Source organism: Neomelitea salexigens DSM 19753, assembly GCF_000422345.1.
Lineage (GTDB): Bacteria > Pseudomonadota > Gammaproteobacteria > Pseudomonadales > Spongiibacteraceae > Spongiibacter > Spongiibacter marinus_A.
The window spans coordinates 252482-265760 of the sequence record NZ_AULP01000004.1; the positions used below are offsets into that span (position 1 = coordinate 252482).

11 protein-coding genes and 1 pseudogene are annotated in these 13279 nt (G+C 50.0%); 5 read left to right on the forward strand and 7 right to left on the reverse strand.

Features of this window, described 5'->3' with window-relative positions:
* Positions 1-176 precede the first annotated feature (176 nt).
* From ttcA to H573_RS19880, 3 genes and pseudogenes are all read right to left on the reverse strand, one after another.
* Positions 177-962 carry a tRNA 2-thiocytidine(32) synthetase TtcA gene (ttcA, locus tag H573_RS17655; protein ID WP_267878900.1) on the reverse strand — a complete coding sequence of 262 codons (786 nt, stop codon included), beginning with the start codon at positions 960-962 and terminating at the stop codon, positions 177-179.
* A 523-nt stretch (positions 963-1485) separates the two neighbouring features.
* Positions 1486-2691 carry a cytochrome P450 gene (locus H573_RS0108860; RefSeq protein WP_027873947.1) on the reverse strand — a complete coding sequence of 402 codons (1206 nt, stop codon included), beginning with the start codon at positions 2689-2691 and terminating at the stop codon, positions 1486-1488.
* Between the two features lie 139 nt (positions 2692-2830).
* Positions 2831-3084, reverse strand: a pseudogene (locus tag H573_RS19880) (IS3 family transposase); the annotation flags it as partial.
* A gap of 265 nt (positions 3085-3349) precedes the next feature.
* On the opposite strand from H573_RS19880, the gene H573_RS18990 reads away from it, so the two are divergent.
* The gene (locus tag H573_RS18990) at positions 3350-4123 is read left to right on the forward strand and encodes a helix-turn-helix transcriptional regulator (protein WP_027873948.1); all 774 of its coding nucleotides are present in this window, start codon (positions 3350-3352) and stop codon (positions 4121-4123) included.
* A gap of 133 nt (positions 4124-4256) precedes the next feature.
* Here H573_RS18990 and H573_RS0108870 read toward each other — a convergent pair whose 3' ends face one another.
* From H573_RS0108870 to H573_RS0108880, 4 genes are all read right to left on the reverse strand, one after another.
* Positions 4257-5618 carry a cytochrome P450 gene (locus H573_RS0108870; protein ID WP_051171146.1) on the reverse strand — a complete coding sequence of 454 codons (1362 nt, stop codon included), beginning with the start codon at positions 5616-5618 and terminating at the stop codon, positions 4257-4259.
* 549 nt (positions 5619-6167) lie between these two features.
* The gene (locus tag H573_RS19310; RefSeq protein ID WP_084498002.1) at positions 6168-6569 is read right to left on the reverse strand and encodes a PaaI family thioesterase; all 402 of its coding nucleotides are present in this window, start codon (positions 6567-6569) and stop codon (positions 6168-6170) included.
* 9 nt (positions 6570-6578) lie between these two features.
* A complete protein-coding gene (locus H573_RS18995) occupies positions 6579-7052 on the reverse strand; it encodes a PaaI family thioesterase (RefSeq protein ID WP_051171147.1) in 474 nt (157 codons plus the stop codon).
* 145 nt (positions 7053-7197) lie between these two features.
* Complete coding sequence (locus tag H573_RS0108880) at positions 7198-7707, reverse strand: MarR family winged helix-turn-helix transcriptional regulator (protein WP_027873950.1); 510 nt, start codon at positions 7705-7707, stop codon at positions 7198-7200.
* A gap of 40 nt (positions 7708-7747) precedes the next feature.
* On the opposite strand from H573_RS0108880, the gene H573_RS0108885 reads away from it, so the two are divergent.
* The 4 genes from H573_RS0108885 to H573_RS0108900 form a co-directional block, all read left to right on the forward strand.
* Positions 7748-8914, forward strand: coding sequence for an efflux RND transporter periplasmic adaptor subunit (locus H573_RS0108885; RefSeq protein WP_161624250.1), 1167 nt, complete (start codon positions 7748-7750; stop codon positions 8912-8914).
* On the forward strand, positions 8914-12003 hold the full coding sequence (locus tag H573_RS17670) for an efflux RND transporter permease subunit (protein ID WP_036256185.1): 3090 nt from the start codon (positions 8914-8916) through the stop codon (positions 12001-12003). Before H573_RS0108885 ends, H573_RS17670 begins: the two co-directional genes overlap by 1 nt.
* Complete coding sequence (gene traF / locus H573_RS0108895) at positions 12000-13007, forward strand: conjugal transfer protein TraF (protein WP_027873952.1); 1008 nt, start codon at positions 12000-12002, stop codon at positions 13005-13007. Before H573_RS17670 ends, traF begins: the two co-directional genes overlap by 4 nt.
* A 67-nt stretch (positions 13008-13074) precedes the next feature.
* Positions 13075-13279, forward strand: a 205-nt coding sequence (locus H573_RS0108900) for an IS3 family transposase (protein WP_027873953.1), incomplete at its 3' end; no start/stop codon positions are given.

Here is a 13279-nt window from a genome sequence, read left to right on the forward strand (position 1 = left end):
TGGCTAGCCCCTCCACTAAGAGTCATTTTTTTGACAGCGCTGATTTTCAAAGCAACCTAAGCCCAATTCGTCAATTTATTGACAGCAGCGCCTACGCATATACATTGTTTATCAATGACTTGCGCGATTAGCTGCCGCCCACACAGACGGTAATGCAGGTTTTAGGCCAGCTGAGTTTACAGCCTCACTTCGACAAAAGGCAGGGACTGAGGACCACCCGCATCAATGCTCTGGGCGGCATCAAAGGGGTGAGCTTCACGCTCGGTAGAGCGGTCAATATTGAGGTTGGCAAAGTCAAATAATTCGCGATCAGCCAGCTGTGAGGGAGCAATGTTTTGCATTGCTGAGAAAATTTTCTCTATGCGGCTACCATCCTGCTTTTCCCAGTCCAGGAGCATCTGGCGAATATTCTGGCGCTGCAGGTTTTCCTGCGAACCACAGAGATTACAGGGAATGATGGGGAACGCTTTATAAGCTGAAAAGCGCTCGATATCCGCCTCTCGGCAATACGCCAGCGGACGAATAATGACGTTGCGTTTGTCGTCAGATAGCAGCTTCGGCGGCATCGCAGCCATCCTGGAGCCATAGAACATGTTCAAAAATAACGTCTGTACGATATCGTCTTTGTGGTGTCCCAGCGCGATTTTCGTGGCGCCAATTTGCTCGGCAAAGCCATACAGCGTTCCCCGTCGGAGACGCGAACACAGCCCACAGGTGGTCTTGCCCTCGGGGATTTTTTCTTTGACGATTGAATAGGTGTCTTTGTTGACGATGTAGTACTCGATACCCAGCGTCTCGAGGTATTCGGGAAGGACATGCTCGGGAAAGCCCGGCTGCTTCTGGTCCATATTCACGGCAACCAGCTCAAAGGAGATCGGTGCACTCTTTTGCAGGTTCATCAGGATATCGAGCATGGTGTAACTGTCTTTACCTTGTATCCGGTAAGAAATCACAATAAGCACGATAAATTTCGAGGATAAAACAATTTTTCCATTATAAAGCAATAAGATAAGAAACAATTTACCCACACATATTGGGATATTTTTTTACAGCAATCTATTATTTCGTAAAGCACGAAACGGGGGCCCAATAGTAAGGGCTAAGAATGGGTCATACTGCCTAAATATCCTTTACAAATCTGAAGTCGAGCCAGCGGCTCTAATAGCGGCCTAATATAACTCTCTACCGGCGACCACCTACCAAAAGCGTATCGATTCACCCATAACTTGGCCGCTTTGGCCATCTTATGGTAGAAACCCGTGATGGCCAATTTATGGTAGGTCAGTTCCTGCCCAACGCAAGTAAAGTCGGCTGCTGGTAATAAGCGGACGGCTGGCCTGGACATCAATATGGCTGGTAGCAGCTCTTTCCAGACATTCCAACTATTTCGCTGGCGTGCCTGCTCCCGACCCATAGCAGCCATAGCGCGAACAGCCACGACTGGTTAAGGCGTGGCAATTAGACAACCCTGCGGCGTTCATGGCGTCATACTTTACGAATCATGGGTAGCTTTATCCACCCGCGCAGAACTGGTACGGGAATGCGCAAACCCTCTTCAGGTTTTAACTCAAAGCCAGGGAGCACGTCTACCAGATGCTCAAAGGCTATTTGTGCCTCAAGTCTTGCCAGGGCTGCACCCATGCAAAAATGCACTCCCTTTCCCAGTGACAAATGATCATTAGGGCTTCGCTCAATAATGAAACTTTCCGGGCTTTCAAAATGTCTCTCATCCCTGTTGGCTGAGGCGAACATTATCCAGACATTGTCATTTTCCCTAAGTTTCTTCCCTTTGTATTCAATATCTCGAGTTACTCGACGGAAGAGCCCATTTACCGGCCCTACGTAGCGAAGTGCTTCTTCGACAAATTGAGGAATCAGTGCTTTATTATTTTTCAGCTTCTCAAGTATCTCGGGTTGCTCCTGGAGTACAACCGCAGCGTTTGTTATTAAATTCGTGGTTGTCTCGTTGCCGGCAATCCACAACAATTTACAAAACCCTAAAAGTTCATTCGGCTTTAGCTGCTCGCCATCTTCATCGGCCAATTTAACGAGCGACGAAATCAGGTCACCTGCAGGGTTGAGTCGTTTTTCCTCAATGATTTCGGATAAAGTGTCGTTCATTTCAGTTGTGGCGTTAAAACGCTGTTTTTCTGTATAGCTTCCGCCGACACCAACTCCCAATGCCTCATTCCAAAATTTAAGCCGCTCGTAATATTCCAACGGTATTCCTAAAAGCTTTGCAATAACTGCCACCGGTAATGGACTTGCAAAATCTTTGTAGAGGTCTAACTCTCTTCCTTCGGAAGATTTGTTTTGTAAGTCAGAAATCAATTGATCGGCGATTCCACTTATCTCAGATTCCAATTGCGTTATGCGGCGCGATGTGAAGCTTCTGGCAAATATAGAGCGCAACCTGGTATGTTCTGGCGGGTCGTTTTGAATCATCGGCAAAAAGCCTACTACGTCCTCAGCTGAAGCATCATCCATTCGCAAACCACCGCCAGGGCCGCTCGAAGATGAAAAGTCTTCCGGCCGCTTTGCGAAATTATCCACGTCCTCATAGCGAGTAACCACCCAAAAGTTGAATTCCTCGCTCCAATACAGCGGGGCTTCCTCTCTCAGCTGTTGCCAGTACGGCTCAGGATTGTCGATATAATTCGGATCCAGCATGGGAAATAATTGTGTTGCCACGGCCTTCTAGCTCCTGCTAATCAATGTGTCGGACTTTCCAACTCCAAATATAGCAATAGAAACCTTGCGCTAAAATAGGTATATCTGACCGAATGATGGAGATGTGTGATCTGGACGCGCACCGCCTTTAAAGGGGGGCTTTCATGGTTTTGGCAACCCGATGTATCCCGCAGGTTTCTCCGACTTCGCGCAAATCCAGGAATACCCGTGGGGAGCCATAAACGCCCCGGCTTGCTGCATACGATGACCGGGTTAAGCCGGCACCCATAAATCTTCCATTGCCCCATCAGATAGCGATATTTGCGGCCATTGGTAGAAGCCGGCTCGTGCAACATTCAGTGAAAGACACATCGTTGTTACCGCAAATTCATACCGGTGTGCATTAACGAACTGGCGACTGAAAGTCCTTTGTCAACTACTTGGCGAACGGCCTCGTCCTTGAATTTCGGGGTATATCGTTGACTGCTCATATGACTTCCTCCTATGCTCAAGAATAGCGCGGAAGTGTCTATCTTTCTCGGGGAGTCCAAACATTCCTCCGACGAATGGTGTAATATGACCAATTGATGGCTATTTGTGATATACAATATAGGGTAGGCCACCCGATTATTTATGCTGGATAGAATAAGCCATCTTTTTTTAAAGCCAAGTACAGTTTATGAAAGAAGAAGGGAATTTCCGTGTAGACCTTGTCAGTTGCGAATATGTTTGGGTAGACAAGAATATTGGCAACGTTCCCATGAACACCAAAGAGTGGTGTCTTTACTACAATGCCGAGATTACCGCGGCTCTGCAGTATGAAGGTCGCCAAATTTTTCTTGAGCCAAATTGGATCTATTTAATACCGCCGCATACGGAGGTATACGGCACGCTACTTTCATCGTCTTTCCAGTTGGTACTTTATTTTTACCTGCCATCGATTCACCTCAATATAGAACCTGGTATCTATAAGGCTCCTGCGATTGACATAGTGATTGATCGGGTTACTCGGCTTAGTTCCATGGCAGAGAAAGATCGATACGGCTTAATTGGACAACTTTATAGCAACCTTTTAGTTAGTTACACCTTAAGCCAATTGGATATCACGTTATCCCAAAGAACGGTAATCGATCATCGCATTCAAAAATCAGTCACCTACCTGAATCGGTCTTACACACAGAATATCGCCATTGAAAATCTGGCTAACAGTCAGAATATGACAAGGGAGGCATTTAGTCGCTTGTTCAAGAAAGAGCTAGGTAGGCCACCTTTCGATTACATTAGCAACCTAAGAATGAACAAAGCACGGCTGCTTCTTCAGAATACAAATCAGTCGATTAAGTCAATCGCGCAAGCGGTGGGATACAGCGATCAATACAATTTTTCTAGGCTATTTAAAAAGCATTATGGCATGTCACCAAAAGCTTACAGGCTATCCCATCCTAAAGAATAAACTGGGGTATGAGATGCAAAGCATCTGCGAAGCTCGCTCGAACCCATGCCTCATACCACAGAAAAGTCCGGCGAACCACGCCAAAATTGTGCTGGTGCGATGGTTGGCCTACAGGGAGGCCCCGGCAGACGTATTACCCTAAACGCTTCAAATGCAGTGGTAGATCATCCGCTGGCTTGGGCAGTGGAACGGTCTGAAGTTTTTCACCGGAATCAGCCGCCAATGAGAACTCATAGCGACGCAGAAACTGGTGTAAAAAGTTCTTGGTCTGTGTCAACGCGAAGTGCATGCCGATACATTTATGAGCGCCGCCGCCGAAGCCGACAAAACTGAAGGGGTGGCGCTTGTGCTCGTTGCGAGGCTCCAGCCAGCGCTCAGGATCGAAGGTATGAGGATTATCCCAGTACTCGGCCATACGGTGGGTATACTGGGGCACCAGAAACAGAAGGGTGTTGGCAGGTATGCGGTAACCGCCGAGTTCGCAGTCGCGAATTGTTCTCCGCTGCGCCACCATCGCTGAGGGATGCAGTCGCAGGGTTTCCTTCACCGCCGCGTCGGCCAGTGGCATCTTTTCGAGATCGTCGTAATCCAGAAACTCCTTATCGATCGACGCCGCTTCCTCGCGCAAGCGCTGCTGCCACTCGGGATTCTCCCCGAGATGCAGCATCAAGTGACTAAGGGCACTGGTAGTGGTGTCGTGCGCAGCGAAGAGCAGGAAGCTCATGTGCGCGATGATGTCTTCGTCGCTGAAGTATTCACCGTCCTCAGTGGTTTCCCGGGTGAAGTAACTGAAGGTATCGATGCCTTTGCCGCGGCGTCGCTCCTCGATCAACGAACCGAAGAACTCCTGCAAATGGCGCTGGGCCTTTTTACCCCTGGCGTATTTAGTGCCGGGTATTTCCTTGGCGAAAAACCCCAGCAGGCCATTGGCGATGTCCAGGAAGGCATGATTCAAATTGGCGGCGCGATCATCGTCCTTGTCCAGCCCGACAAAAATTGTAGCGGCCACGTCCAACAGGGCCTGTTTTATGGCTGGGAAAAACAGGAAGTCTTCGCGACCGTCCCAGCCTTCCACAGCCTCCTTGAGCATAGGCCCCATAGTGCCGAAGTAGCCGCGCATGGCTTCGGTCTTGAACGCGCTCTGCATAATGCGGCGCTGGAAGCGATGCTCGCCGTGATCCCGCAGCAGCAGCGCTCCTTTGTAGAAGCGACCCAGAGTGCGCGCGTACCCCATCTCAGCGGAAAAATTCTTATCCTTGTCGAGGTAAACCTCCCCGTAGAGATCCGGCCCGATCAGCAGCACTCCCTTGAGGTACGCCACTCCTAGCCGCGATACTGGCCCGTAGCGGCAATACTGTCGGTCGATGGTGCCGTAAAGATCCGTCACCATCTCGAAGAAGTGCCCTATAACGGGAAGGCCAAAGGAGCCTGGAATGTGTTTCAGGTCGCGGTTGTCCGCGGCCTGCTTGTAGTTGTCCAATTCGGCAACGCTCATAATAGAATTCTTCACCTGTCTGGGGGTGTCGACACGGTTGTGCGGACACATCAAAAATTAGCTGCGGCCCTCTGCTTAAAAATCGCCTTCTGGCCCGCTGAAAGAGAACAGTTCACCGGGTCGTCCTACGAACTTTCCGTTTTCCCGTAATTGGTGACAGCCCAATGATTGGACTTGTGGATCCAATACAAGCGGGACTTTCGTCCTCAACTGTTGCGCGTACTGCGCAGGATCAACGGTATTATTGGGAACCAGCATGGGAAATGAATTTTGGCCATGCGCTTTTAGCTCGCGCCCCCAAAGTGTTGGCCTTTTCACTTGGGTAATCTAGCAACAGGCACCTCGAAAAAAATAGAGGCATTTGATCTAAAGATGGATACTTGTGATATGAAGGGTGTGGCGAGATGTGTTTACTCAGTCAGTAAAGATCACGCTTTGCCATGACGACAAAAGCAGTTTTGGTGAACGCTTAGGGCAACTCTTATAAAAATCCTCAATCGGGATTGCAATTGAAGTGGATGCCCCGGACTTTCTGCAGACCATGAGTTACTACTTTCCTGCGAACGTTAATGATGCGATTGCTGTTGGTTCATCCGGAGAGTTTTGCCACACAACAGCGCTGACCGTATGAACACGTTTTCCGCTTCGAACGACAGTGGCACGGCTAAACAAACTTTTATCACCTAAGGCTGGACGAAGGTAGCTCGTGTTTATAGAAAGCAATGCGCACTCTTTAGTCTTGGCAGAATTTATGACGGCGAGCGTCCCGGTCAGCTCAAGAACACCTGAAACTACGCCTCCGTGCCAGGCACGCAAAAGTGGGTTACCCGTAAAAACATTCTGCCACCGGGTTACGCACTCCGTCTCTGGTATTGAAGTAATTATTTCGGTCCCGTAGTTACGGGCATAAGGCGTTTCTTCAAGAAAATCGATAAGCTTTTGGTTTATCATTCGGCGTGCCTACGTTATTTCCATGCCAAGCACGGGGCCCGGCGTGTCAGATTTAAATATGCCAACAGCGTTGCAGCACATTATTTTTGAATTTACCTGATAAGCCGCCGCACCAACATAGATAAAATCCTCCGCATATTGATAGCAACTAGCTTCGATAACCAAGCCCCGCCCAGGCTCAGGTTTGCGCATGTAATCGATTCTTAGATTCACGGTCGCGATGGCTGCCGGCTTGCCGAGATGAAGCATCACCGCACAGCCGCAGGCGCTATCAATGGCAGTCGCTATTGCGGTTGTATGAAGACTGCCATTTTCTATTGAGTCAGCATGCTTACTCTGAAAAGGAAGATGAATTTTAGCGATATCTCCCTCTATATTTTGGAGCGTCAATCCAAGGTCACGATGCGTACCAACATGCGTGAAGAACATATCAAATAACTTTTCAGTGCTGCCAATACCAGTTTTTCCTTGCTCAAACACCATATTTTCCTCATTTAGATATTTAATAAGGCTCCGGATGCTCGAGGCATGCCTGGCATAGCATCGGCAGCTGCACGCAAGTCACAGCGTAGCGGAAATAATTATTACTAAAAGTTATTGCATCTTCTCTGTCTGCCCGAACCTGCAATCAGGTAAGCTCACGGACGCCGACCATGCGTGGCATATACGAATCCATTTCGCTAACACCATCATTTTCAATCTCTGCCTTACCGATTAAATTTTCGCGGACCTTGGCTAACATAGCGGTAAATTGCTCGCACTGCTTGACACTAAGCCCGCGCAGGGCGTCGGAGTAGAGTCGTATTGATTCTGCACGCATTGGCGCGACCAGCCGATCAAATGCTTTTGTGATGTAGATAAGATTGGCCCGCCTGTCTTCAGGGTGGGGACGTCGCTCAATTAAGCCCTTTTCCTGGAGGCGGTCGACAACTTTGCCCAGCGTGGCCCTGTCCATATCCGCCAGTTTCGCAAGATTAGTCTGGGTGTACCCATCTTCCCGATAAAGCTGTGCAAGCACAAACCACTGTGCTCGCGTCAAACCCAAGTGTCTGATTCGCGCATCGAAGGCCCGCCTCATCAGCCGCGCTGCATCGTCTAGCAGGTACCCTAAATTCCACTCCAAGTCCTCTCGCTTCATGGAATAACCTCTGTTTACATATGTTATGTATACTTATAGTATGTACAACGCCTTATTGCAAGAGGGTATTCCATTGCGCCTTATCAGCAAATCGATTTTTCTTGTGTCGCTGCCACTGATCGCCGCTTTTCATAGTGGCAAAGCATTTGCATCGGCAGAGAACGAAATTACTGAGCAAGCACCGCCATCCGAGCACTCTCAACCATCCCAATTCGCCTTACATACCGTCACTACTGAAAACGTTGTAAAACCCATTTTGGCAACCGGTACGATAATGGCTGCAAAATCCAGCAATATTGGCCCCAAGATCGAAGGAACGATTGAGGAAATCTATGTGCGCGTTGGCGATCGAGTGAAAGCTGGCGACGCCTTGTTTCGAACGCGAGACGTCGTACTCAGGTTACAAAAGCAGGAACTCGCTGCTTCATCCGCCCTATACGCGGCCGAATTTCGAAAGGCAAAGATTGAATTTAATCGGGTCTCCAATCTGCGCAACAAGGGAGTAGCTTCAGCAGCGCAATTTGACACCTCGGCCGCCGCTTTAGAAACTGCGAGAGCCCGTGTCGATATTACAAAGTCAAAACTCGCCCAGGTTGAACAGAGTCTTGAAGATGCTATTGCCCGCGCGCCCTACACCGGCGTAATCACCGAACGGTTTGTGGACGAAGGCGTTTTCATCTCAAGCCGAGCCTCAGGCATGGGAAACTCGGCCGTGGTCCAGGTAAAAAAAGCCGATCCTGTCGTAGCCGTCTGGAGTATAGCTGCCAAGTACTTACCCGAAATCACGTTAGGCACGAAAGTCGAAATCCGTATCGATGGTATACCGGATGTAATTGAATCTGAGATTCACATTATTAACGACCGAATCGATATAGCCTCTCGGTCGATTGACGCACGTTCAGTTATCACCAATGACGGCTACAAAATCAAACCGGGCCTTTTCGCGCGAGCCGAGATTTTTCCCAAGCCGCACAAAGTCGTTCTCCTCCCCCGTTCTTTATTGCGTGGCCCGCCCAACGACCCCTATGTCTTGCTCTACGAAGATGGCAAGGCAAGAATACGCCACTTAACAACACGTGACCACAACACTGATTCGGTTGAGGTGCTTAGTGGACTGGAGGCCGGCATGCGCGTATTGCCGAGCTCGCACCTTACTGACGTTTCTGACGATGTCGTCATGACCAGAAAAGAAGGATTGGAAAACTGATGTGGATTTCCGATCTGTCTATCCGACGACCGGTCTTTGCAACCATGCTAATCGGTGCACTGGTTGTACTTGGATCGATTTCGCTAGCACGTCTAGGTGTTAATTTTTTCCCCGAACTGGACATACCCTACGTATCTGTAACCACAGCGCTCGAGGGGGCATCGCCGGAAACTATTGAGACCGAAGTCACTGATGTCATTGAAGAAGCTGTAAACACCATAGCGGGCCTCAAACTTCTCCGTTCTGTGAGCTCAGAAGGACTGTCACAAATCTTTCTCGAATTTGAGATGGAGGACAACCTCGATGTTAAGGTCCAGGATGTCCGGGACAAGCTGGACGTTGCACGGCGTAATTTGCCCTTAGATATCGAGCCACCCATTGTTGAGAAAGTCGATCCTGCATCTGCGCCGATTTTGTCCGTCATGATCGCAAGTACGGTGCCAATCAGCGAACTGACAGTGTTTGCAGAGGACACCGTTAAGAATCGCCTCCAACGCGTTACCGGCGTCGGAACTGTAACAGTCGTTGGTGGACGTGAACGGCAAATACGAATTTGGCTAAATGCAGAACGCCTGCGCGCTTATGGTCTAACCGCCGATGAAGTAGTTCAGGCTATAAAGCGAGAACATGTGGAAGTACCAGGCGGCCGCATGGAAACCGAGATGAAAGATCGCGAATTCGGCGTTAAAACAAAAGGCGAGGTCGGTTCAATCCGTGAATTCGAAGAGCTCATCGTCGCATTTGACCGTCAAGCGCCTGTAAAGCTCGGTGATGTGTCCCGCATCGAGGATGGGTTGGAAGACGAGCGCACCTACGCGGAGTTAGACGGCCGCACCGGTATTTCCCTTGATATTCGCAGGCAATCTGGCACAAACGTCGTCGAAGTCGCCAACGCCGTAAAAGAGGCACTCGATGAGGTGCGGGCTTTAGCGCCAGAGGGAACAACTATCGTCACAGCTCAAGATGCATCTCTCTTCACCGAGGCCGGCATTCGAGACACATTTGCGGACATGATATTTGCCATCGGTCTCGTAGCTATCGTCACCTGGTTCTTTCTCCTCAGTATAGGGGCAACGCTGATTGTCTCTATCGCCATGCCATGTGCTTTAATTGCTACTTTTTTTGCCTTCTATACCGCAGACTTCACCATCAACATGATGACGCTGATTGCCCTCGCCATGGCCATCGGTCTTCTGGTGGACGATGCCATTGTTGTGCTAGAAAGTATTCAGCGGGAAATAGAAGGCGGCATGAGCCCGGCGAACGCAGCCTCCCACGGCGTCGATCGGGTGGGCGGTGCGGTCATTGCAGCGACAGTAGCAATCATGGCGGTTTACGTGCCCATCGCTTTTATGGAAGGGGTGATTGGCCGTTTTTTCCGTGAATATGGATTAACGGTAGTGTTTTCCATTGGAGTGTCGCTGCTCGTGTCGCTCACGCTCACACCTGCGCTGTGTGCTCGAATTTTAAAACCACAAGCGCACAAAGGCGCAATTAGCTCCCTAATCGATCGGGCTCTATCGCGCCTGGAAAACTGGTATAGCCGAATGCTGAGCATTTCCATTCGCTATCGCTATTTTGTGGTCGCGGCCGCGCTGGGTTCCGTGGTGATTGGCGTGCTCGTCGCTCAACGCTTGGCCATCGATTTTATCCCTTCGCTTGACAGGTCAGAGTTCATCGCCGACGTTGAATTGGAGCAAGGCGCAGGCATATCCCAGTCACGAGAGCTTGCGAAGCGCGCTGCCGCTGAGCTCGCAAAAATAAAACACGTTGATAACGTATTCTTCACCGTCGGCGGCAACCAGACCGAGCGGGTGAACGAGATTAGTTATTTTCTCAAACTTGTCCACAAAAAAGATCGCTTATCGGATCAATTTGACGTTATGGCCGAAGCGCGCCAGGTGCTCTACAAGGTTATACCCGAGGCCAAAACGATCTCTGTTTCTGAAATGCCCATCATGACCGGTGGCGGTCTTACGTCCTTTGATATGGAATATGCGTTGACCGGTTCAGATCTGGGGGAGCTTGAACGGATTACCGACGAGGTCATGCGACGTATGCGAGAAACCGGCATTTATGCGGATATACACTCTACGTACAAAATTGGCCGCCCAGAACTACAAATTGATGTCGATCGTGCCAAAGCGGCAGATTTAGGCGTCTCGATCAAAAGCCTTGCCAACAACGCGCGTATTATGCTGGGCGGGATAGAGGTCACTTCCTATGAGGAAAATGGAGAAAGGATCGAGGTGCGCGCCCAGATGGAGGAAGACGACCGCGCTGACATGCGCTGGGTCGAGCTCATTCAATCGCGGGCGTCGGACAGATCGCTCATTGATTTTGCCAATGTGGCCGACCTTCGCTTTGCTTCAGGCCCAGCCCAGATTGAGCGCCAGTCTCGATCCCGAAAAATTGGTATTTTCGCCAACACAAAGCCTGGCGTTGCGCTCGGGACTGCAACAGAGGAGCTAGACCGCATCGTCGCTGAGGTCGGCCTGCCCGAAGGTTATTCCGGCCTATACCTTGGTCAAGCCCGACGCATGCAGGACAGCACAGACGCGATTATTTTCGCCTTCGTTTTAGCCCTCGTGTCGCTTTACATGATCCTGGCGAGCTTATTTAACAGCTTTGTGCAGCCCCTAATTGTCATGGTCACGGCTCCCCTCTCTTTTATAGGCGCTTTCTCAATGCTCTATTTTTTCAATCAACCTTTGAACATTTTTGTTCAGATTGCACTCATTGCGCTCATGGGGCTTGTCATGAAAAATGGCATCCTGCTTGTAGACCTTGCAAATCAGTTCCGCGAGGCAGGGAAAGCGTCGAGGGACGCGGTGTTGAGTGCAGGCCCTCAGCGACTACGGCCAGTACTAATGACTGCTTTGTCCACTGTCTTGGGCATGGTGCCTGTGGCGTTAGCGAATAGCGACGGCTCTGAACTCCGTAATCCAGTCGGTTTTCTTGTCATCGGTGGTATGTCTTCGTCGACAATTCTCACGCTTCTGGTTTTACCAGCCGCCTATGTGATCGCGGACGATGCCGCACGATCGCTAAGAAAATTTAAAAGCGTAGCGCTAAGGAAGCGTGCGTGAAACATCCATTTATCATCCTGGTTACTTGCATCCGGCTAAGTACGCAAGTGCCTGTCGCAATCGCCCAACAGGCGCAATTAGTAGCGGCAGCGTTTTCCCCGTCACTTTTACCGGATAAACAGAGCGATAGCCCGCCATTACTGGGCATTACAGGGCGTGTTCGCATTACTGACAATGACAGATTCCTGAGTGAAGTGCTGGATTTAGCTGAACAAGCAAGAGGGCTCGGTGATCGTTCCGAATCCGGTGTGTTATTACTCGACTTCGAAACCGACTCTCTTATCGCGGAGATGAAAGAGCTGGATGGTCAATTCGCTACGGGTCGAGCTAATTTCGCGGTACTATTTGATGCGCCATTGCTACCAGAAGGTTGGCACCTGTGTGCTTGTGGCCAAGGGCGATTCGCCGGCACCTTTGTCTACGACCCCGAGGACGAACAGCGACTGCAATTGGCAACGATGACCGCGGGTCTCATGCCAGCCGATCTGGAATCCACGATAGAAACCGCCGGTGTAGCGGTAATCGATCTGGCTTTAATGAAACGCTTCAACGTCAACTGGCTAAAGGGTTTCAATTTCGGCGCCAGCTTCAAATACCAATACATTATCGTGCATGAACGAAAACTCCGATTGGTGGAGCACGAAGACGACGATCTTTTCGATCCCAGTCGCGACAGCAACGAGCATCATTTTGGCAATATCGATATAGGGCTAACCAAAAAATGGGCTTCATGGGATATCACCGCCGTATTGAGAAATCTCATTCCCGGCGAATTTGATGGTCCACTAACCGACTCCGGGTGGCAGTCCAGGCCTCATCTTGAGCTGCATGCGCAACGCCCCCTTTCGATCGGGTCTCTCTCGATATCGGGAGATATTACTGAGCGCACCGGCTTTTCACATGTACCCAAAGAACGCCGCACCGGTATTAAGCTTGTTTCTCCAATCCATCCAAAAATTAACTCGATTCTCGGTTATAAAAATTACGATAACAGCATCATGTAGTGGCATAGTGAATTTGGCCACCTAATTAGAGGTGATAGCATCACCTCATTCGATTACAGGTGACCCAATGACCAGACCATCACGCCCGACCTTCAGCCCCGAGTTTCGGCTCGAATCCGCACAGCTCGTCGTTGACCAGGGCTATTCAGTGAAAGACGCCGCCGAAGCCATGAACGTGGGCAAGTCCACGATGGACAAATGGGTTCGCCAACTCAAGCAAGAACGTTCTGGTGGCAGCTACGATGCCTCTCCTATGACCTCAGAACAGCGTC